General features: G+C 41.9%; 23 protein-coding genes. 9 read left to right on the top strand and 14 right to left on the bottom strand.

Features of this window, described 5'->3' with window-relative positions; translation table 11 throughout:
* Position 1 precedes the first annotated feature (1 nt).
* From SOO65_RS07935 to dkgB, 3 genes are all read right to left on the bottom strand, one after another.
* Entirely contained in the window at positions 2-1,300 is a 1,299-nt protein-coding gene (locus SOO65_RS07935; RefSeq protein WP_321399123.1) for a TolC family protein, read from the bottom strand.
* A gap of 52 nt (positions 1,301-1,352) precedes the next feature.
* Complete coding sequence (locus SOO65_RS07930) at positions 1,353-1,685, bottom strand: hypothetical protein (RefSeq protein ID WP_321399121.1); 333 nt, start codon at positions 1,683-1,685, stop codon at positions 1,353-1,355.
* 75 nt (positions 1,686-1,760) lie between these two features.
* Positions 1,761-2,555, bottom strand: a complete 795-nt coding sequence (gene dkgB / locus SOO65_RS07925) for a 2,5-didehydrogluconate reductase DkgB (RefSeq protein ID WP_321399119.1) — start codon at positions 2,553-2,555, stop codon at positions 1,761-1,763.
* Positions 2,556-2,735: 180 nt separating this feature from the next.
* On the opposite strand from dkgB, the gene SOO65_RS07920 reads away from it, so the two are divergent.
* Both SOO65_RS07920 and SOO65_RS07915 read left to right on the top strand, forming a co-directional pair.
* The gene (locus SOO65_RS07920) at positions 2,736-4,712 is read left to right on the top strand and encodes a prolyl oligopeptidase family serine peptidase (RefSeq protein WP_321399116.1); all 1,977 of its coding nucleotides are present in this window, start codon (positions 2,736-2,738) and stop codon (positions 4,710-4,712) included.
* The gene (locus tag SOO65_RS07915; protein ID WP_321399114.1) at positions 4,712-5,095 is read left to right on the top strand and encodes a DUF1398 family protein; all 384 of its coding nucleotides are present in this window, start codon (positions 4,712-4,714) and stop codon (positions 5,093-5,095) included. Before SOO65_RS07920 ends, SOO65_RS07915 begins: the two co-directional genes overlap by 1 nt.
* Here the strand turns inward: SOO65_RS07915 and SOO65_RS07910 are convergent.
* On the bottom strand, positions 5,092-6,423 hold the full coding sequence (locus SOO65_RS07910; protein ID WP_321399112.1) for a protoporphyrinogen/coproporphyrinogen oxidase: 1,332 nt from the start codon (positions 6,421-6,423) through the stop codon (positions 5,092-5,094). The two genes, SOO65_RS07915 and SOO65_RS07910, sit on opposite strands and share 4 nt — an antisense overlap.
* Positions 6,424-6,539: 116 nt before the next feature.
* Here SOO65_RS07910 and SOO65_RS07905 point away from each other — a divergent pair, with 116 nt between their 5' ends.
* Positions 6,540-6,995, top strand: coding sequence for a cupin domain-containing protein (locus tag SOO65_RS07905; RefSeq protein WP_321399110.1), 456 nt, complete (start codon positions 6,540-6,542; stop codon positions 6,993-6,995).
* A 39-nt stretch (positions 6,996-7,034) separates the two neighbouring features.
* Positions 7,035-7,433 (top strand): acyl-CoA thioesterase, encoded by a 399-nt coding sequence (locus SOO65_RS07900; protein WP_321399108.1) that lies wholly within the window; start codon positions 7,035-7,037, stop codon positions 7,431-7,433.
* On the opposite strand, the gene SOO65_RS07895 is transcribed toward SOO65_RS07900, so the two are convergent.
* Positions 7,414-9,201 (bottom strand): hypothetical protein, encoded by a 1,788-nt coding sequence (locus tag SOO65_RS07895; RefSeq protein WP_321399106.1) that lies wholly within the window; start codon positions 9,199-9,201, stop codon positions 7,414-7,416. The genes SOO65_RS07900 and SOO65_RS07895 overlap by 20 nt on opposite strands.
* 3 nt (positions 9,202-9,204) lie before the next feature.
* Complete coding sequence (locus tag SOO65_RS07890; RefSeq protein WP_321399104.1) at positions 9,205-9,585, bottom strand: hypothetical protein; 381 nt, start codon at positions 9,583-9,585, stop codon at positions 9,205-9,207.
* A 194-nt stretch (positions 9,586-9,779) separates the two neighbouring features.
* Here SOO65_RS07890 and SOO65_RS07885 point away from each other — a divergent pair, with 194 nt between their 5' ends.
* Together SOO65_RS07885 and SOO65_RS07880 are read left to right on the top strand one after the other, a co-directional pair.
* The gene (locus SOO65_RS07885; protein WP_321399102.1) at positions 9,780-10,001 is read left to right on the top strand and encodes a hypothetical protein; all 222 of its coding nucleotides are present in this window, start codon (positions 9,780-9,782) and stop codon (positions 9,999-10,001) included.
* 111 nt (positions 10,002-10,112) lie between these two features.
* The gene (locus SOO65_RS07880) at positions 10,113-10,622 is read left to right on the top strand and encodes a DUF4142 domain-containing protein (protein WP_321399100.1); all 510 of its coding nucleotides are present in this window, start codon (positions 10,113-10,115) and stop codon (positions 10,620-10,622) included.
* A 32-nt stretch (positions 10,623-10,654) separates the two neighbouring features.
* Here SOO65_RS07880 and SOO65_RS07875 read toward each other — a convergent pair whose 3' ends face one another.
* Positions 10,655-10,897, bottom strand: coding sequence for a hypothetical protein (locus SOO65_RS07875; RefSeq protein WP_321399098.1), 243 nt, complete (start codon positions 10,895-10,897; stop codon positions 10,655-10,657).
* 241 nt (positions 10,898-11,138) lie between these two features.
* Between SOO65_RS07875 and SOO65_RS07870 the strand changes: the two genes are divergently transcribed.
* On the top strand, positions 11,139-11,420 hold the full coding sequence (locus SOO65_RS07870) for a hypothetical protein (RefSeq protein ID WP_321399096.1): 282 nt from the start codon (positions 11,139-11,141) through the stop codon (positions 11,418-11,420).
* A gap of 3 nt (positions 11,421-11,423) precedes the next feature.
* Here SOO65_RS07870 and SOO65_RS07865 read toward each other — a convergent pair whose 3' ends face one another.
* A complete protein-coding gene (locus tag SOO65_RS07865; RefSeq protein WP_321399094.1) occupies positions 11,424-11,819 on the bottom strand; it encodes a hypothetical protein in 396 nt (131 codons plus the stop codon).
* 210 nt (positions 11,820-12,029) lie between these two features.
* On the opposite strand from SOO65_RS07865, the gene SOO65_RS07860 reads away from it, so the two are divergent.
* On the top strand, positions 12,030-13,370 hold the full coding sequence (locus SOO65_RS07860; protein ID WP_321399092.1) for a GntP family permease: 1,341 nt from the start codon (positions 12,030-12,032) through the stop codon (positions 13,368-13,370).
* Positions 13,346-14,551 (top strand): glycerate kinase type-2 family protein, encoded by a 1,206-nt coding sequence (locus tag SOO65_RS07855; RefSeq protein WP_321399090.1) that lies wholly within the window; start codon positions 13,346-13,348, stop codon positions 14,549-14,551. Before SOO65_RS07860 ends, SOO65_RS07855 begins: the two co-directional genes overlap by 25 nt.
* On the opposite strand, the gene SOO65_RS07850 is transcribed toward SOO65_RS07855, so the two are convergent.
* The 6 genes from SOO65_RS07850 to SOO65_RS07825 form a co-directional block, all read right to left on the bottom strand.
* Positions 14,548-15,114 carry a hypothetical protein gene (locus tag SOO65_RS07850; protein ID WP_321399088.1) on the bottom strand — a complete coding sequence of 189 codons (567 nt, stop codon included), beginning with the start codon at positions 15,112-15,114 and terminating at the stop codon, positions 14,548-14,550. The genes SOO65_RS07855 and SOO65_RS07850 overlap by 4 nt on opposite strands.
* A gap of 9 nt (positions 15,115-15,123) precedes the next feature.
* Positions 15,124-16,191, bottom strand: a complete 1,068-nt coding sequence (locus SOO65_RS07845; protein ID WP_321399086.1) for a hypothetical protein — start codon at positions 16,189-16,191, stop codon at positions 15,124-15,126.
* Positions 16,192-16,206: 15 nt separating this feature from the next.
* Positions 16,207-16,683, bottom strand: a complete 477-nt coding sequence (locus SOO65_RS07840; RefSeq protein WP_321399084.1) for a hypothetical protein — start codon at positions 16,681-16,683, stop codon at positions 16,207-16,209.
* A gap of 59 nt (positions 16,684-16,742) precedes the next feature.
* Positions 16,743-17,273, bottom strand: a complete 531-nt coding sequence (locus SOO65_RS07835; RefSeq protein ID WP_321399082.1) for a hypothetical protein — start codon at positions 17,271-17,273, stop codon at positions 16,743-16,745.
* Positions 17,261-18,391, bottom strand: a complete 1,131-nt coding sequence (locus SOO65_RS07830) for a hypothetical protein (protein WP_321399080.1) — start codon at positions 18,389-18,391, stop codon at positions 17,261-17,263. The genes SOO65_RS07835 and SOO65_RS07830 overlap by 13 nt, the downstream gene beginning before the upstream one ends.
* A 110-nt stretch (positions 18,392-18,501) precedes the next feature.
* Positions 18,502-19,422 carry a hypothetical protein gene (locus SOO65_RS07825; protein ID WP_321399079.1) on the bottom strand — a complete coding sequence of 307 codons (921 nt, stop codon included), beginning with the start codon at positions 19,420-19,422 and terminating at the stop codon, positions 18,502-18,504.
* Between the last annotated feature and the right edge of the window lie 177 nt (positions 19,423-19,599).

Raw genomic sequence — 19,599 nt, 5'->3', positions numbered from 1 at the left:
ATTAATCTTCCTTAGGTGCGTGACTTAGTGACACAATTTCTTTCCCAACCGCGAAGTTGAAATTCTCTAAACTCTCCAGTCTCTCTGCTTTTAAGAGAAGGTATTGAGTCACTGAGTTTCTTAGGGCCTCAAAGGAATCGGAAAATTCAAGAACACTAATGTATTTCTTTTGATAGTTAGAATTTAGAATGGCCGTGAGCTTCTCAAAGCCGTCACGGAAACGTCCCTTGTACTTCTTCAAGAGAAGGATATTTTCCGTTGCCCGTGTATGGGCCATACGAATTTCTCTTTCAAGCTCAAGTTGAAGTTGTTTTTCCTGGGCCTCAAAAGACTTAAGACGGGCCGAAGAGACCGCAATGTTCCCTTGGTTTCGATCAAAGATTGGAATCTCAAAACTTACCAAGAGCCCATAGTAGTCTTTAATGTAGTTAGATGCGCGATCGTAAGTTCCACCGAGCCTCAGGTTTGGAATGGCACGTGCCTTCTCTAGTGTGAGGTTGTATTTTTCGGCCTTCCTTAAAAAAGCAATCGACCTTAGATCCGGCCTTGAATCATAGGCCTTATTCATTGAAGAATCGACGGTTCCGATGTCAGGACGATAATCGTGAACCTCATAAGACTCAGCAATCTCGGTTTGGAAATCTCCATCATGTCCTCCGAGGAGAACTTTTAGATCTTCCAGATGCTTCTTCACTTCAAGCACCAGAGTTTTTCTCTCTGACTCAATTGAAAAGACCATACTGCGGATACGCATGACTTCGGTCAAAGTAATGTAACCTGCCGAGAAGTTCTTCTCCGCCGTCTCAAGTGTCTTTTCTAAGTGGTCTAAACTTTCAGCATAGAACTCCAAAATTTTCGTTTTGTAGTGATACTGAAAGTAGTTGGAGCGAAGTTCAAGTTTAAGTCTTCGGATTAAATCATAAAGGTCCTCTTCCTTTGACTTCGCTTTGAAAGTCGCGACCTCACCGGCCTTCCCCTTTTGGCCCACAAGATAGATTAGTTGAGTAATCGATACCTGGCTCTGTCCTGTGGCCGTTGTATCAAAGTACTTCTTAGTGGATTTATTATAGATGTTTTGATCCACCGACAATTCAGGATTGTCCCAAAGCTTTTCCTGAATGATTAATGCCTTCTCAATCTCTACCCCGTAGTTTTGAGCAATGAGATTAAAGTTATTCTTAGTAAATAGTGCTTCGGCTTCTGCCAAAGTTAAAACGGAACCTGCCGCGAACGAGACGCTCGCGTAAAGCCATGCCGTCACCACGCATGCGATGACACGCATACCGAATGGGTACAACACAACAACCCCCTGTCGTGAGTTTAATAAATTTTAGAACTGGAAAATAAGGGGATTAAACGAAAATGGGTGGTTTAAAAATAGAGAGGACGAATAGAGAGTAGAAATTAGAATCAGACTTCACTGGAATACGATATTTTTCTGAAACGACGAATGAAACAGGAACAATATGAGCAGCAGTTGGAAGAATATTAAGTTGAGCAACCTTCAACGCTTCAGGAGCTTGAGACTGATCTCTTTCCTTCTCACCATCGCGGTCATAGTCGCGACTTTTCTTCGCCAGGTTTTCGTTGTTTAGATAAGACTCAGTATTATAGAAATGAACACAGACACTTACGAAGAGTAAGGCAATTAGGGAAAGGATCGTAAATGAACGAGCTTTGTTCATGTCCGTATTTTACCTAAACATCACTCTCATGATCAAGGTAAAATTATTTGCCTTTCCCTAATATCTTTTACTTACCTAATCCCACTTCGGAGAAAATTCCGGTTGAGCTAAACGCTCATTTCGATCGAGACTTTGAATTTTAATGGCATCCTGACTTGTGAGGAATTTAACTCTCGTTTTCAGATTGTTCTCGAGGTTACTTCTTTTTGTAGAAGACGGAATGACCGTGAATCCCTGATCCAATAACCACGACATTGAAACTGTCGCCGGACTTGCGTCGTGAATGCCTCCGACTGATTTAAGAGTTTCATCCGTCATGACTTTTCCATAAGCGAGCGGCATATACGCTGTAACTCGGATGCCCTTCTCATTTAAAAAGTTCACAAGCTTCTTATTTTGTAAGAAAGGATGAATCTCAATTTGATTGGTGTAGATGTTATTTGCACCGATGAGATCAATCGCCTCTTGAGTTTCTTTGATCGGAAAATTTGAGATTCCGATTTCTTTCGTTAGACCCTGTGCCTTGGCCTTCATTAACTCATCGAGTGTTTCTTTAAGAGCGAATTCTTTTGATGGCCAGTGGATGAGAAGTAGATCAACGTATGAGGTTTGAAGCTTACGAAGACTCTCCATGAGTGATGGGATGAGATTCTCCTTCCCTAAATTTGAGTTCCAAATTTTAGTGGTAACGAAAACTTCCGCTCGAGGTAATCCACTATCCGTGAGTGCCTTCCCTACTTCTTCTTCATTATCGTAAATTTGGGCCGTATCGATATGACGGTAACCAACTTCGAGTCCTGTCTTGACCGAATTGTAAGCATCGTCACCTTTTAAACGAAATGTTCCTAATCCTATTTGTGGCATTTGCATAAAAGCTCCTTTGAAAGCTGAGTCCAATCTATCACTGGATTACCCTCTGATTTAGACCCTAATCCGCAATTAACATTTGATTAGAAATCAAGAATCAATTGATTTCAACGCCTTATAAAACAAGAGTTTCTTGACCTAAAACGCCCTGAGCGATAAAACCTTCCCCCAGTGGAGAACCCTATGAAATCATTAATTATTTGTGCTCTTATGTTGTCTCAAACCGCCCTCGCTTATATCGAGTATCCGGTTGCTAAAAAGATCCCTCAGGTTGAAACTCGTTTTGGTGTTTTGATCGAAGATCACTACAAGTGGATGGAGAATCCATCTGATCCTGATTTGTGGAGCTGGATTGAAGAACAGAAAGCCGTTACAAATAATTACTTGGATGCAAATCTATCGGACGCTTTCGCTGCTCGCACGCTTGAGTTTCGCAAACTAAAAGTTGAACAGACAAAACTTACAGATGCGGCCGAGCCTAAATTCGCTCTTCCTATTCCGTTTGATGAAAATATGACCCAGAAGCGTTTCATTAAGTGGGAAACAAAAAGCTCAAACTTTAAATCAAATGAACCTAAAACTGAAAGCGCTACTTATGCAGTAAAAACTCAAACTGTAGGTAACGGTGACCTTTCTCGCGTCATCATCACGCAGAAGTCTGATAATAAACTGGTTGATATCCTGATGGTAAAATTCTATCAGTTCATCACATGGGCCGATGATAATAGCTTCTACTACGTTTCGGACATGGACCAAAACATTGGTGGCGGTCGCCCTGCTCTTTTCAAGCACACGGTTGGAGAAATCCAAAGTGAAGATAAACTTCTTCTTTCAGGAAGATCGGCGAGTTCGGATCTTACGATCCATCAGGTTGGTAAAAACTTCTACGCTCAGGTTGATGAGTTCATTGGTTCACTTCAGCTTTCAACTGGTAAACTAACAAACCGTCACATCGTTGATGGTGAGATTATTGAAATGCAAGGCGATCTAGAGGCCGAAGCAACCATTCGCTCTTTCAAGAACGCTAACTACGGCGAGCTATATAAACTTCGCCTTCGTGATGGTTCACGTCGTCTTTTCGTTAAAGAACAGGACTTCGTAGCTGAGTCAGCAAAGACTCTTGATCTAGCTTCAACTTTCATCATCGGTCTTAAAGATGGTGCTCATGTTGCCGGTATCTACAATTCAATTACAGAATCGATGAAGATGATTGATCTTCAAGATGGAACAATTGATCTCGTGAGTGCTAAAGACGGTGTGCTTAAACTTGGCTTTGAGACTTATACTCAGCCTCGTAAAGTTTATTCATATGATCTTAAGACACTAGACCTTAAAGTTCTGGCCGCCCAATCTTATCCAATCGAACTTGATCTTGATAAAGTTTACTACACGGCCTCTAATGGCGAGCGCGCTTCAATGTGGGTGGTTCGTAAGAAAGGTGTTAAGCTCACTTCTAAGACACCGACCATCCTTTACGGCTACGGTGGTTTCAAATCAGCGATCACTCCGGCCTTCGGTATGTATGAATCACTTTCTTGGATGGAGAAAGGTGGGTCATTCGTCGTTGTGACACTTCCAGGTTCACTTGACCTTGGTAACTCTTGGTTCCAGGTTGCTCGTGTGGGTGGCAGAATTCACTCTTGGGATTCATTTGCTCTAGCTGCGAAGGAACTTTTCCGCCTTGGTTGGACTTCAGCTGATAACATCGGAATGATGGGTGCTTCTAACGGTGGTACTTTGACTGCCGGAACTCTTCAGCGTCACTCGGATACATTCAAGGCCGCGATTCCCATCGTTGGTGTAATGGATCTATTAAACTTCACGCTATTCACGGCCGGTAAATACTGGACTGAAGACTATGGTAATCCTTTTGTTGAGAAAGACTTCCGTGCGATCTTCCCGCTATCTCCGTATCACAATATTGAGCGCCGCCCATATCCAGCGACAATGGTTATGACGGCGGAGTTTGATGACCGTGTAGTTCCAATGCACTCGTATAAGTATCTAGCTCGTCTTCAAGAGTATAATACTTCGGACGCTCCAATCCTTCTTTATAATAAAGAATGGGGTGGTCACGGACGTGCCAGTGGTTCAGCTCGTGAAAGCTCTAAGTACGTAGCTGCCTTCTATACGTTCTTTGCTCAACAACTGGGCCTTTAATGAATATTCAAATGCTGAAAGACATCGTCTCTGGTTCTTTGAACAAGACGTTGTCTTTTCCGCAGATTGTAAAACTTCTTCATGAAGACGGTATCGAGTCTTATCACGTCGATATCGTCATGAGTGAAACTCGCTACTACCACAAAAGTGGTGAGACCTTTACTGCGAAGTTCCCTCACCCATTTGATAAACCCGCGGTTGAGTTTTCGGCCGAGAAAATAAGAGAGGCCATCTCAAAATCGCAGGCGGGACGGATCACATATCGTCAGTTCATGCATGAGATTACTGTGGCCGGATGTGTGTATTACATTGTTTATTTGGATGGCAGAAAAGTGGATTACTTAGGACGTAAGGGTGAGAGTCATGTTGAGCCGATGCCTTAGTTAAAAAGCTTCTGAATAACGTATTTCGCATTATGTGCCGCCGATTCAGTAGATTCAAAGTTCAGCGCCTCTCCCACAAAATAAATTCCGTCTTTACCCTGGAGCCCCTTAATGGCCTCCGAAACCTCAGGACTATATCCGTTTACATCAATGTGATGAAAGTAAGACCACTCCACACGAGTTAAAACTTCAAATCCATTTACTCCGAGAGTCTCATTCAGATCCTTTAAAAGAATTTCCTTTGCCTCTTCCCAGGTGATTTCATTATCCAGAGTCTGATAAGTCACATAGAGCTTGGAATTGTCCCAGAAGTTAACCATCGATTGGATATGGTTGATGTATTTCAAACTCATATGCTTATAGAAGAAGTAGGACCGATGGGCACTTTTGGGAAGGTCATAAGTTTTAATGGCCGTCACAAGGAAGCGATGCTTTTTCAAATTAGAGGCGAAAGTTTCTAGCTCGGTAGTAGGTTTATCAATAAATAACCGTGCTGATTGAGGATTTACCGAAACCACAACTCGATCAAAGGAGTAAATTCCTTTAGAAGTTTCAATCTGTCCTTTTCGAACAGAGATCACCTCCTCCTCTAATCGCACATCCAAATCTTTCGCAACATTCTCCCAAAGCTGAGTAAAGCCCCCTTTAAAATAGCGAAGTCCATTAATGTATGGTGAGCTGAAAGGAAGAACAGTATCCACATAGGCCTCAATCCCAACAGGTGCAATTGTCTTGAAAAGTTTCAGGGCATAGTAGGCCGGCACGATTTCAGGGAATAGATAACCTGAAGCACTTAAGCTCATCACAAAAGGTGGAAGGACTTCGTAGAAGCCATACTTCCGGGCAAAATCTGTAAGTGGCATAAAGAGATCAGGATGAATATCTGAAACGAGATGAGGTGTATTGAGTTCAGGAAACCTTTTAAAAGATCGCATCAACCTCTTGTACTGAATGAAAGTCCTTACTGGTCCAAGAGCCGAATAACCTTTGAAATTTCTCCATTGATTTTTCTTATTCAAAAACTGAATCTTTGAAGGGAGGACTCGAGGCCTCGGACCATAGATTTTAATCAATTCATTTATCGTAACAAAACCGGGAGTCACGAGCAGGCCACCAAGCTCAATCGTTGTTGCATCAAGATTTGTTGTGTAGACCTTTCCACCTACTCTATTGTTCTTCTCGAACACCGTTACTTTGTGGCCCTGCTTAGCAAGATAATGAGCAGCAGTAAGGCCAGAAGCTCCTGCGCCAATGACTGCAACATCAAGGGCAAAAGCTTTAAAGGAGATGAAAAAAATGAATATAAAAATGAAGTTTAACTTTTTCATTGATTGGGAACACTAGCACAACAAACATTCCGCTTCCTTTATCGACTCTAAAATTATGAGGGTGGGCTTGTTAATGATCATGGCCCATGGGAGAAAGGATAAAAATGGAGGTAACTATGAAATTAGTTCTCGTGACCTTACTCAGCATTTGGACCGTAAGCGCATTCAGCGTTGACCACGTTATGAAAATGCCATCAGACATTCAATGGGGTGAAGCTCCGCCGTTTCTAATGCCGGGAGCGAAATTAGCAGTGATGAGTGGAGATCCACACAAGAAGGGACTCTATACTCTTCGCCTTCAACTACCGGCCAATTACAGAATCATGCCTCACTGGCACCCAACGGATGAGCACGTTACAGTCGTTCAGGGTACTCTTAATATGGGAACGACTGATATCATCAATGAGAAGACTTCTCATGCACTCCCAACTGGAAGCTATGCTCTAATGCCTGCAAAGTTTCATCACTATGCCTATGCAGGTCCTGAAGGTGCAATTGTTCAAGTTCATGGCATGGGACCTTTCGAGATTACTTACATCAATCCATCGGATGATCCGCGCAAAAAGAAATAACTTTGACCATAGAGTGAATTGGCCCTTATAATTCACTCTATGCTTGAATCAAAATTCTATCCTCGCTTTAAAGATACAGATGCTCTCGGCCACATTAATAACGCAAGCTACTCAACCTGGTTTGAGGAAGCACGACGTCCTATTTTTAAGTTCTTCGTCCCGGACTTAGATCCTAAGAAATGGTCACTTATTATTGCCCGAATCGAGGTTGATTTCCTGGCCCAAGGTCATTATCAGAAAGAAACGACAGTTAAAACTTGGGTTGAGAAAGTGGGAAATTCTTCGTTTGTACTAGTCCAGGAAGCCTATCAAGAAAACGTGGTCGTTGCCCGCGGGAAGTCTTTCCTGGTGCATTTCGATTATTCGACCAATAAGTCGGTGAAGATCCCAGATGAGATCAGGAAAAATCTTGAGGCGCTTATTGTGAAAGGTAATTGATGTTATCAAGGTTCATATGAATCTTGTCTTCATCCATCCAGATCTTACCATTCTCAATCTCATAAGATTTATTATCTAAGTTCCAGTTTGGTCCCCAGGAATTTTGCGAAAGATACTCAATGCGATTATTCTTACAACGGTATCCAATAACGGTGATGGCATGAAAACCATGGAGACCTGTGCTCTTACAAGTGCTTGATCGGGTTTTTGGATCTTCTTTATTAAAATCGTAGCTATCGTCTTTCCAGAACTTCGTACAAATATCAATACCCGTTCCAATCCCCTTCTTTAGACCTTCAAACATTTTTGTTCTATTTTCCAAGATGACCTTAGTCGCATCTTTCGAAGGAACTGATCCGGCAAAGTCTTGGGTATCGTAACTCATTCTGACACTTTCGCATCTAAGTGTGGCAGGAACCTTGATTCGCTTCTCAGGAGGGCAATCGCTGGCAATGAGGGCAAGCATCGCATCGTCGTAATTCAGTCCTGCCTTGGCCGTAATGAAGTCAAGGAAAGAAGACATGTTGGTAAATGCGCCTTGTGGAAGAACGCCGGCAAGATCAGAGGTTCCTTCCAGGATGTCCATATAGTTACAAAGTATTGAGTCCTGCTTTGCCTTTTCAAGGAACTCTTGTTTGTCCTTAAAAAAGCTTAGCATATTGTCGGTCTTACATTTATCAATTTGTCCCAAGGCCACTTGTTTGTAACTGTCTTCAAGTTTGCCATTATGCTCAGGTGAAAGGCTTGTCATCATGAGATCAACAAAAGAGTCTTTCTGAGATTGGTTCCCGGCCGCAAATGAACGATAAAACTCACGAAGTTTGTTCAGCATGTCTCCATAGCCGCCTTTACTTTGATAGAAAGTGGACATGTCCTTTTTAATTTTTTCCTTCACATCAGCATTCAAGTAAGCAGTAACTTTACTGTTCTTTTTGTCATTCAGAAGAAGGATTCCGACTTTTTTGAAGCTCTTACAAACCTGATCTCTTGTATTATCAGGAATGAACATTTGAGGCGAAAAACAATCGATTTTTTTGGCAGCGGCCCTGATAAGTGAATCCTGAACTGCATTTATAAGAATGGCAGGATCTTTATTAACACATTTCTTTTCGAAGTAATCGTCACTCTGCCCTTTTACAAAGTTTCTTAGAGCAAGTGAGAATTTGTCGGCTTCTTCACGCTTCTCCTGAATTTTTTTGTCTTTCTCAAATGCATAACCAAAAACCTTTTGATAGGCATTCATAAAACGAGAGGCCTGAAGCATGGATTTATCTTGAATGAACCCCGGATCCTGATAATTGCCTTGCTGATCAAAGAAATTATGCTCGAGTGCTACATCTTGCGTTCTACAGAGAGAACCAATGCCGGTCTTCTTCTGACGTTCAACGGCGTTATTAATCGCTCGACATCCAGACCCGGCATCGATGGCCGTGGAACCATCTTCTACAACAGTGTTGTCTGCCTTCTTTTCAGGAACAGTGTACTTCTTGTTTCCCTTTTCTCTTTGATTAGGGAGATTGACGTCATTTGCGTAAAACACACCAAGACTTAAGTAAGAAATGTTCGGATTACCCGGAAGGGTAGACTGGAGCATCAATGAAGCTTGGTTAACATAACAACTACCAATCCCGTCCTGATCTTGAACTGCGGCCTTCGCAAGAGTTCCGTTTCCTTGATCGAGCCTAACCACCGTTCCTTCGGGAATATTGCCACACTCTAAAGCGAGAGCATTGAAAGATAAGAAAAGCAGGATCCACCCAAGTTTCATGCATTACTCCTTGAGTAGGGATTGAAGGTTAATAGCTGATATCATAGAACCGTCTTCAAAAACGCAGAAAGAATTTTCATCGTCTTTGTGATTCTTTAAAATTCGAATTTCTTTTTTTAGAAGATCCTTACATACAATGGCGCCAGGATTTTTTCCTCCAACATTTGTCTTAGGAGATTGCAAAGAATGTTTTTTCTTAAGCGCTTTAGCGGCATCACACTTCAATTTATCCAGAGGAATACAACTCTCAGAGATGAGAATGTTTGTTGATGCTTGATAGGAGAATAGAAAGTACTCTTCACCCTTCATCCAGATTTGTTTTTGATGATCCTCGGCATGAGCGGCCAAGCAGAAAATAACGGACAAAATTGCTAATAATCTCATACATACCTCAATAAAATTATAAGAGTGAAGTCGTTTAAGAGTTAGAAGGTAATTATCTCCCCTGTTTCTCGATGCATGGAAAGCCCTATAGATTAAGTTGGTAAGTCTTAAATATCTTTGGCAATCCGAGTCTTGGTTTATAATAAAGACTCTCGCTTCCCTTCCTATACATTCTTTTAGACTAAGGACTGATCATGAAAAAACAGGATGATTTTTTGATCGCTCACGTTGAACTAGCAAAGGCCCGCTTCGCTGGCAGTGGGGAAATTGGCTTCGAGTTTAGGAACGAAATCGATGCATGGAAAAAGATGGAAACACATTTCAAACACCAAATGCAGAATCCCCGCAACCGTGGATTGAAAAGTAAACAAGACTTGATTCCTCTGGTGTATTCGTTCAGACAAAGACTTGAGTAAATGAGAAGGCCCTCTTTTTGAGGGCCTTTTTATTTAAGGGCGCCCGCCCTTGGCATTAGAGTTTCTCCGACTAAAATTGCAGAGATATTTAAATCAACAAGGAGTCATCACATGATGAAGCTTACTGTTTTAATTTCGTCTCTATTAATTAGTGGTTTTACCCTGGCAGCGGCACCCAAGAATGATGCCGAAATCATGAACATGCTCATGACGGTCAACACAGAAGAAATGAATCTAAGTACTGTGGGGAAGACAAAATCAACAAATGAAAAAGTGAAGTCTTTCTCAGAAAAAATGTTCAATGCCCACACAAATAATAATGAGCGTGCCATGTCTTTGCAGAAGAAAGAAAATCTCAAGCTTGCTGAAAGTAAGCCTTCTGTAAAAACCAAAACGAAAGCTGAGAATACAATTGAAAACCTAAAAGGAATGGACGCTAAGAATTTCGACAAAGCTTATATGAATGCTCAAATTCAAATGCATCAGGACACTCTCAAGAAGCTTGATACAGAACTTATCCCTAATGCTAAAAATGATCAGTTGAAGACCATGTTACAAACAACTAAAGGTCACGTTCAGGATCATTTGAAAGAAGCCCAGCAACTTCAAACGACTCTTTAAAAAGATAAGGCCCTCAATCGAGGGCCTTTTTCTTAGACAACTTTTAATGTTCGTCCTTCAAACCTCTGTGCTTCTGCCAGAAGTCCCCTCACCTCTAATTCTGAAATACCATCAATTAAGGCCGCATGAATGATGTTCTGAACTTTAATTGAAAGAATATTCATATCGATGTGCAATTTGTGGTCAATCTCACTCTCCAGAATCGCCTCACGGATCAGCTCCCTATATTGAGACAAAAGAGAGTCGTGGAAATAATCAAAGGGCCTTGAGCTCATATACACTCCTGAGTTAGTAGGCCATGAATTCTTGATGTGGTTTAGTATTCTGAGAGAGGGAAAAAAGAAATCAAGATTTATGGCCTCGAGTTCATATATCCATTCTGCTCCCGGCCTTAGCGAAACGTAAGGAAAAAATTATTAATTTTCGTTTACGTAAATACATTCCGGGAGATAGGAAAACGAAGTTAAATTCAATTAATGGTCACTGAGTGATACGATTATGAATGAAGGAGATGTTATGAAACTTATACTACTAGGACTTTCATTCTTCTCATTTGCTGCTCTTGCCGATCAATACGTTGATCCTTACACACAATCAGATGGTACCTTTGTGCAAGGTCATTATAAAACAGATCCCAATGAAACACGTAACGACAACTACAGTACACGAGGAAATGTAAATCCATACACTGGACAGCCAGGCACTCAACCAAGAGATGAGGACTTCATTCAAAAAGAAGAGGAAGCGCCTTACAACACGAATATCTATAATTCGAGTCCGAGAATGAGAGGCTTCTAGTTTTCAGGATACTTTTGTGTACACCATAATCCCAAGAGTTAGGATAAATGTATTAACAACTGTTCCCAGAAGAATCATTTGAAAGGCCGGGATAAAAGGTCGATAGGCCTTCTCTTCACCTTTAATCAGACGTGAAAGAGGGATACTTGTGAAAATAGCGCTACAGAACAGAAGAATCGCAAGAGTTGTAAGTACTAGCGGATAATTTTTAAGTAAGAAGAAAGAGACCACAATCCAAAAACAAGTACTGAAGCCATAGAAATAGATGTTTCGCGAGCAGTGAAATCCAAGCTCTTGATTGCAATGAGTACAAACAATCATTTTTTTGTAGTTGTCACCGACTCTGAATTTCAGACTCTGACTACAGTGGGGACAAGCTTTCTTAAATGAGAAATTCATAGAAGTATCTCCGACACATAAATTCTAGCTCAAGATTTCATGATTATGATTAAAAATTTACAATTCCGCGGAATCACCATCAAAAAGTGTACCTCCGGCCGCCAGACATTGTTCTCAAAGAATGATTAAAAGTAAGACTATTAAGATTTCTCTAATGCGCTGTCTCGTATAGCATTGATAAATATAAGGAATTAATAGACAGGAGGCTTCGTGGTATCAGGTCAGATTGCGCTCATTATGCTCTTAATGGCAGTAGGTCTAATTGTCATTCTAACTGGAAAATATAAGGTAAACGCCTTTCTTGTCCTGATTGGTGTGGCCATTGCCTATGGAGTTGCTATCGGTCTTCCACCTCTGGAAGTAATCAAGCTGGTAAAAGAAGGCTTCGGGGGAACGCTTACAAATATTGGTATCGTGATCGTTGCCGGAACTATCATGGGTCTCACCTTGGAGAAAACAGGTGCTGCTTTATCAATGACTCGGTCTATTTTGAAGATCGTTGGAAAAGAGCGCTCATCTCTTGCTATGAATGCGGCCGGTGTTGTGGTTTCTATTCCTGTTTTCTGTGATTCGGGCTTTGTTATTATGAACCCGCTTAATCAGGCATTAGCAAAGGAATCATCAACTTCAATGGTGGTTATGGCAGTAGCATTGGCAACTGGTCTTTATGCTACTCACACGATGGTTCCACCTACTCCGGGTCCTTTGGCCGCTTCAGGTGCTTTAAATGCTGACATTGGAATGGTTATTCTCTTCGGAACGATGGCCGCAATTCCGGCCGCACTTGCGGCCTGGTTCTTTGCTACTAAGATTGGTAATCGTTTTCCGGCACCAGTCCCAGCGTCTGAATCTTATCAAACACTCATTGATCGTTATGGAAAACTTCCTTCTCCATGGCTTTCGTTTCTTCCGATCATTGGACCAATTATTTTAATCGTTGGTAAATCTGTGGCCGATCTTCCTTCAAAGCCATTTGGTGATGGGGCATTAACTTCTGTTGCTCAGTTCATTGGAGATCCAGTTGTGGCCTTGATCATCGGGATGTTTCTTTCGTTTACTCTTCTTCAGTCTAAGAAAGAATGGACTGAAGCACTTTCGACTTGGACCAGTGAAGGGATCAAGGACGCGGCCCTGATTCTTGTGATTACAGGTGCTGGTGGATCGCTTGGTAAGATTCTGAGTGTTTCACCACTTAAGGATTATGTAAGTACAGTTCTGGCCGATCCGAAACTTGGACTTGGTTTATTCTTACCGTTTATGATTTCGGCGGCACTTAAAACTGCTCAGGGTTCATCGACAGTTGCGATCATTACGACTTCAACTATTATGGCACCACTCATGGCAACACTTGGACTTCACCCTGCGCTTACGGTTGTAGTGATTGGTGCAGGTGCGATGGTAGTTTCACACGCAAATGATTCTTATTTTTGGGTAGTTTCTCAGTTTTCTAATTTAGAAGTGGGAACGGCATACCGAGTATTTTCAACGGCAACGTTCGTTGAAGGAACAGTGGCCTTCCTTGTTGCATGGTTATTGAGTTTCTTCGTATGAATAAAGCTGCTCAAGATGCTGAAAAGATTTTTAGGGCCGGGCTCAATCGAGTCGATTCAAGGAGTATGCTTGGGCAGACTTTGAAGTTAGATGGTGAAGTTCTTACTGTTCAGGGTAAAAGTTTTGATCTGAAAGCTTACAAGAGAATCTTCGTATTTGGAGTCGGCAAGGCCTCGTCAAGAATGGCTTTAGGACTTATCGATGTTCTTGGAAAGCGGATTGATGCCGGACTTATAATTACGAAAGATGGTCACAGTGAATCACTTCCCTCTCATTTTTTTCAGCTTGAATCTTCTCATCCGGTTCCGGATGAGCGAAGTGTTGAAGCTGGTAGGAAATTGTATGAGTTTTGTGAAAAAGCAAAAGCTGATGATTTAGTTATTGGTCTTATCTCTGGTGGAGCATCGGCATTGGCCGCACTTCCGATTGATGGAGTGACATTGGCCCAGAAGCAAGCAAAGACCAAAGAGTTACTTGCAACTGGGGCCACGATTCAAGAGATCAATAAAGTTAGAAAGAGTCTCTCTAAGATTAAAGGTGGGAAGCTCGCGAAAGTCATTGCGTCTGCTACTTCGTTGAATTTAATTTTGTCAGATGTGTTGGGTGATGATCTTCATACGATTGCTTCAGGGATTACGGTTCCTGAGCCGGGTGAAGTTGGTCCTGCTAATTTGCATAATTTAGTTATTGGATCTAATCGACTTGCGCTGGCGGCGGCAGAAGCAGAGGCCAAAAGACTTGGGTATAAGACAGTCATCTTATCTGAACGGCTAACAGGTGAAGCCAAAGATGCGGCACACTTATTTGCCTCAGTCGTAGATAAACTTGAAAAAGGCGTATGTTATCTCGCCGGTGGAGAAACCACTGTAACACTTAAAGGAAACGGTAAAGGCGGACGTAATCAAGAGATGGCCTTGGCGTTTCTATCAGAAATGGAAAAACGTGAGAGCTGGCCTTCCGGAGTGGCTTTCTTAGCTGCTTCAACTGATGGAACCGATGGTCCAACGGATGCGGCAGGAGCGTATGCAACCGAGGAGATTTACAATAAGGCCGAAGCTGAAGTTAGTGAGTATCTGGAAAGGAACGATTCTTATCATTTTTTCCAGAAGGTCCAAGGACTTTTGAAGACTGGACCTACTGGAACGAACGTTTGTGATTTGCAGGTGCTAGTACAAAGCTAGGTCATTAGCTTGTCTTGCGTGATCCTAATGAAGAATTTTAGAATTATGATTACAGGTCTTAGTAGCTCAACCTGAACTGGTTCATATGATTTGTTCCCATGAAACATATTGCATCTAACACTATAAAGTAATAACGCTAAACCATTTGCTTTATGCTTAATGTTTTCCGAACTAAGCCATTTCAATAACTCCATGTCTTTGTCTCTTCGAACAGATCCATCTCTCATATCTAAAACAATATGAAACCTTTCACTTTCAATCAAGGACTTGATTGTTTCAATTGCAGCGGCGGTTTCGGCATCAAGTCTCTGCTGGATATATTCAGGAGTTAGAAATGTAATGATGTATTTAAGGCCTGCATTCGTATCCGGAAAAGCTTCGCGGCTTTCGATATCAATCTGCCCTAGTCGAGACAAGTGGAAGGTAGCCTCAGCATAAAGCCTATTATAAACTACAAACAAGGTAAAAAACTTATCATAACAGCCAGAAACATTTTCTTCAGAATAAGCTTCAGCTTTAGTAAGCCAAGATTGAGTAAATCTTACAATTTCAGGATTCAACATAGTTTGGACCTATAGAAATTCTTCCATAATAGAGAAAGAGATTTGAGTTACTGGTTGTTCAACTTCAAGTAATGGTTGGATGTCTTCCTTGAAAAGTTTTTTACAGTCTTTGAGATCTGAATCTGTATAGATCAAAGAGAATATCCCATGTCGTTTGAAGAAATTTTTGTGTTTTGTCATTTCATATTCAAAATTGTCCAAAGCCATTTCATTTATTTCTTTCTGAGTTAAATCTCCAATCTTGCTCAAATAACCATGGGTAGACCAGGGTGAAAGCTCTATTCCAACTCTTTCCAACGTATACGGATTCGTGATCATAAAATCTAAACGATATTTATGTTTTTTCTCAATTCCCAAATATCGAAATTCTGGAATCATAAAAGGAATGTTCAGTGGATTATCACTATTTTTAACAAATTCAGCATACTGATCTGCAATGTCATATTCATATTGTGATCCTGAATTTCGAACAAGAGTTTCAGTAAAAAATATAAGAAGTTGATCAAGGTCCTTGAACTCAATTTTCTTATTTTTATTTGGTATAACCAATCCAGTACTCAACACATGACCAATTGTCCAATAGCCATAAGAGAATGCACGAATCTCACTTTTATCGTTCTCCCATTTCCCATCTTTAAATCTTGGAGTTACAAATAATCCGTAGTTGGCGTTTTCCTGTCCAATCCAAATCTCAGACTTATCTAGGGACGGTCGTTTTTTTGATAATTCATCGAAGTGAATAAGGAAGGACCTTTTAAGGTAAAGCATTAGATAGTTTTTGAAAAAGTTATTTGCTCGCAGGAGTGAAACTAACCTTATTGCGGCATCATCCCCTAATTGAGACATCTTTTTCAGTCCCGACAGCCATTTGTTTATGAATTCTGCGTCCGAGTTAATGACATCATTTTTCAAATCGAGATATTCATCATTTTTGCTACCTATAATAGCATTAAGAGATAATTCACTTCGAATTCCCGTTGTCCTTAAAACATCAGGCTGTAGAGCCTTTAATCTTTCTTTTAGATCTTTAATTATTCTATTTCTTGCACTTTTATCGGGGTCTCGCTTTTTAGCCATTTTACACCTAAATATCTAACAACCGAACAACTGACCAGCAATCCCGCAATTTTTCTTTTTCGTTTCACTAGCAACATCTCTAGAACCAAAGTGAGCCGCTTCACGATCAGTTAGAACAGGCTCCCCATCTTGAAATGGACGAAATTTAAGTTGCTCAGGGCCACATGCCCCAACTCTGTTATATTCAACTACGACAGATTTTTTGACTGTAAATACATGATTACAAGATTGATCTTGAACAACTGTATTACACTTACCGCCCCAGCGAATATCTCCACAAGTTGTTTCACCTGAGCGCGCTTCATTTTTAAAAGAAAACATTTTTGTACCAGTACTAGTTACTCGCTCTTGCACAGGCATTGTTGAAAAATGCGGATGAGTAAGCACATCGTCTTCACTTCTATCAATCCACGTCACTCTATTGGCGTCCATTTGGAATGTAGGTTGGTGAGCACAGGCAAATACAAGTAGAAGTGGTAATAGCTTAAGCATGAGATCCTCCGTTTAGATGATTATCGGAGGATGGCCCAATGAACTTGGCCAAAGAATTATTATTCTGAAAGGGCCTTAAAGTCCGCGTCCCCAATACTGTCTCTGACCCTATTTGGACTCATGGGATGTCCATGAAACTCTCCAGTGGGCCCAATTTCAACCCTCATAAAGTATGTGGGCTTACCTAGGTCATAGCCAACGGGACTTTCAAACTTAACAAATTTGAATAGTGTCCCCTGGTTCTCACGAAGAACTCCAGGAGTATCCATACGAAGAGCCCGGCGCTCAAGTCGTTCGCGAACAATCCCCGGCATATACTGAGCATGCTTCTTAGACATCTCAGCCGCTTCGGCCGGATTTCTCGCCTTGGTATGCTTCTCATAGACAGCTGGCCTGGCCTGCTCAACGAAAGCACGGACTCGCTTATCGAAAGCACGGTCACCTTGCCCGACCAGAAGTTTATGTTGTTTACTCTTATCAAAACCTGCTCGATCAAAAACATTAGTCATGCATTCTCTCATCCTGAGCGACATCGGCTCAAGTTCAGCGAAAACCGAGAATGATAGAAGCAAGGTCATCACATATAACATGCGACCACCTTCACGCTAAAATCCTTATCAAAAGTCGTTAGACCATCAAGATGCTTCAAATCTCCTTCTGGAATTTTATTATGCATAAGTTTTTCCATGAAGTTTTTCATCTTGTCGGCCGACATGCCGAGCTTGGCCCTTGCCGCTACAGATAATTTTGAAAGTAGTCCCATGGTCTTGGCCACGGCTGAGAATCGCTTCGCCAATAAACCTAAACTGACGGCAATTTTCCCACTGGCAGCTCCGGCCGTGAATAATGCAATCGCCGCGTCCACGCCAAGAGAACCAATGAATGAACAGATAAATTGAATCTTCATGTCCGTCGACATGTTTGTCACAACATCCACCATGTCATCCCAAGCACCACCAACCTTCGCTCCCATTTTGGTGAGAGTTCCGCGAGGATCGTTGATGAGACCTTTTGTGAAGTTCGCAACACCGACAGTGAAGTTCTCCACTGCGTTTCCAACTTTATCGATAGTATCAATTGGATGCTTAACTGCTTCCCAGAGACTTGAAATCCCACTCGCAATAGCGCCACCACTTGCGGCCCATGCGCCTTCACCTAGTCCACTCACACAGTTCTTAGCGAAGTTCCAAACCATGGTGCCAGAGAGGTTTGCGAAGTCAGTCATCTGCTGAACCAGAACAGGACTTCCACAGTCGACCTGTGCGCGTGCCTCAGGAATGAAGATGGATTTTACTGATGGAAGTGAATACTTAGAAATTTTATCCTGCATGCGAAGCAGAGTTAGTTTCACTGCTTCCTGATTGATCCCACGAAAATAGATAAAGAACCTATTATCTCCAACCTTATCATGAACCAAGTAGCCTTCTGCTGTTTCAATAATCTGCTTTAAAGGAAACTCACCTTCAATGCCATACTTCACCATCACAAACTTGCCAGCGTCCGCAAAATAAACCTGATTGATTCCGAGTGAAGGAATTCCAAACTGAGAATCGGCCAAGGGAATGAACCCCTCGTCTTTAAAAAATTCGTTTAGCTTATGAGCATGTTCAAGTGGCGCCCCTTTGAAAGTGGCGTTGGTGTATGTGACTTCCTGGGCCCACAATGAGAGCGAAAATAAGAGTGAGAGAATGGCCAAAACCAAAGTCATATTAGGGTTATCGGATAATTTTTGAGGATATAAAGTGAAGTTTGAAAAGGAGGGCCAACTATCGAGAAATTGGAATAAAAAAGGGCCCCTTGCGAGGCCCTGATTTAATCTTAGTAACCTGTTGTTGTTGTACCAGTCACTGTACCACCGGCCGTTCCGCCTGCAGTTCCACCAGTCACTGTACCACCAGCTGTTCCACCTGCAGTACCGCCAGCTGTGCCACCTACTGTACCACCAGCTGTGCCGCCTGCTGTACCACCAACTGTTCCACCAGCTGTACCGCCAGCAGTGCCGCCTACTGTACTACCAGTAGTTCCGCCTGTTGTGCCCCCAGTTGTTCCACCTGTTGTGCCACCAGTAGTTCCGCCTGTTGTACCACCAGTTGTACCGCCTGTTGTGCCACCTGTAGTTCCACCTGTTGATAGAGCTAAAGTACCACATGCGATTGGGAAGTCAGCTTTTGAACCTTGAACAGTTGATGGTAATGTAGTGTCTTCAGGCACACCATGAATATTTACCACAAGGCCTTCTAGGTTAAGTGTTGCAAGATTTAGATTAGTCAGCATTTCAGAAAGTGATGCACTTTCATCGTAGTTATAATCTGCACCAGATGGGAAGTTACCAGTTGTTGCCGCTAGATCATCATCTAGAGGAATAATTGCCGGACCATATACTGCAGTTGCTTCTGTTGCATCGATCACACCATCACCGTTAGTATCATCGGCCGCAGTCGGACAACGTGTACCCTGGTGAATGTGCTGAGCGTGAGTTGTATCAAGAGCATTCATTACTTGAATTTTAGGATTGAAGTTATCACCCTGAACAAGAATTTCAGCTGTTCCTGTAGGAGATGTTACACTTGGATTTTCAGGCGTTAGAGTGGCCGTGAATGTCCCCTCTTGATTCTGCTGTTGTTGAGGAGTAGAGCTACTACTGTCATCGTCATCGCTACCACATGAAACAACCGACATTAACAGTAATGCACTAAGTGCCATCGGCGCTACATGCTGCAACTTATTCTTCTTTTTCATTTAAAACTCCTTTTTAAAGTGTGCTTAGGCACATAAAAATGACTTTCGATAAAAAAGCAAAATGGCGGCCACATGTAAGTTGGTGAGATTTGAATTTTACGACTGTGTCGTGATGGGGAAAGTTAATCAGACTCAAGAGGTAGATAATGCCTCCATAATCATTTAAGGTTCATGATT

Origin of the sequence: Peredibacter starrii, assembly GCF_034259205.1 — a bacterium.
Taxonomy (GTDB): domain Bacteria; phylum Bdellovibrionota; class Bacteriovoracia; order Bacteriovoracales; family Bacteriovoracaceae; genus Peredibacter; species Peredibacter starrii.
Note: the sequence above shows the minus strand (reverse complement) of the source record. Positions and strands in the feature narration are given on the sequence as shown.

Excerpts from the sequence above, each read along its gene's own strand:
- SOO65_RS07930 (WP_321399121.1), bottom strand. The coding sequence starts at position 1,685 with ATGAACAAAGCTCGTTCATTTACGATCCTTTCCCTAATTGCCTTACTC.
- dkgB (WP_321399119.1), bottom strand. The coding sequence starts at position 2,555 with ATGCAAATGCCACAAATAGGATTAGGAACATTTCGTTTAAAAGGTGAC.
- SOO65_RS07920 (WP_321399116.1), top strand. The coding sequence starts at position 2,736 with ATGAAATCATTAATTATTTGTGCTCTTATGTTGTCTCAAACCGCCCTC.
- SOO65_RS07915 (WP_321399114.1), top strand. The coding sequence starts at position 4,712 with ATGAATATTCAAATGCTGAAAGACATCGTCTCTGGTTCTTTGAACAAG.
- SOO65_RS07910 (WP_321399112.1), bottom strand. The coding sequence starts at position 6,423 with ATGAAAAAGTTAAACTTCATTTTTATATTCATTTTTTTCATCTCCTTT.
- SOO65_RS07905 (WP_321399110.1), top strand. The coding sequence starts at position 6,540 with ATGAAATTAGTTCTCGTGACCTTACTCAGCATTTGGACCGTAAGCGCA.
- SOO65_RS07900 (WP_321399108.1), top strand. The coding sequence starts at position 7,035 with ATGCTTGAATCAAAATTCTATCCTCGCTTTAAAGATACAGATGCTCTC.
- SOO65_RS07895 (WP_321399106.1), bottom strand. The coding sequence starts at position 9,201 with ATGAAACTTGGGTGGATCCTGCTTTTCTTATCTTTCAATGCTCTCGCT.
- SOO65_RS07890 (WP_321399104.1), bottom strand. The coding sequence starts at position 9,585 with ATGAGATTATTAGCAATTTTGTCCGTTATTTTCTGCTTGGCCGCTCAT.
- SOO65_RS07885 (WP_321399102.1), top strand. The coding sequence starts at position 9,780 with ATGAAAAAACAGGATGATTTTTTGATCGCTCACGTTGAACTAGCAAAG.
- SOO65_RS07880 (WP_321399100.1), top strand. The coding sequence starts at position 10,113 with ATGATGAAGCTTACTGTTTTAATTTCGTCTCTATTAATTAGTGGTTTT.
- SOO65_RS07875 (WP_321399098.1), bottom strand. The coding sequence starts at position 10,897 with ATGAGCTCAAGGCCCTTTGATTATTTCCACGACTCTCTTTTGTCTCAA.
- SOO65_RS07870 (WP_321399096.1), top strand. The coding sequence starts at position 11,139 with ATGAAACTTATACTACTAGGACTTTCATTCTTCTCATTTGCTGCTCTT.
- SOO65_RS07865 (WP_321399094.1), bottom strand. The coding sequence starts at position 11,819 with ATGAATTTCTCATTTAAGAAAGCTTGTCCCCACTGTAGTCAGAGTCTG.
- SOO65_RS07855 (WP_321399090.1), top strand. The coding sequence starts at position 13,346 with ATGGTTATTGAGTTTCTTCGTATGAATAAAGCTGCTCAAGATGCTGAA.
- SOO65_RS07850 (WP_321399088.1), bottom strand. The coding sequence starts at position 15,114 with ATGTTGAATCCTGAAATTGTAAGATTTACTCAATCTTGGCTTACTAAA.
- SOO65_RS07845 (WP_321399086.1), bottom strand. The coding sequence starts at position 16,191 with ATGGCTAAAAAGCGAGACCCCGATAAAAGTGCAAGAAATAGAATAATT.
- SOO65_RS07840 (WP_321399084.1), bottom strand. The coding sequence starts at position 16,683 with ATGCTTAAGCTATTACCACTTCTACTTGTATTTGCCTGTGCTCACCAA.
- SOO65_RS07835 (WP_321399082.1), bottom strand. The coding sequence starts at position 17,273 with ATGTTATATGTGATGACCTTGCTTCTATCATTCTCGGTTTTCGCTGAA.
- SOO65_RS07830 (WP_321399080.1), bottom strand. The coding sequence starts at position 18,391 with ATGACTTTGGTTTTGGCCATTCTCTCACTCTTATTTTCGCTCTCATTG.
- SOO65_RS07825 (WP_321399079.1), bottom strand. The coding sequence starts at position 19,422 with ATGAAAAAGAAGAATAAGTTGCAGCATGTAGCGCCGATGGCACTTAGT.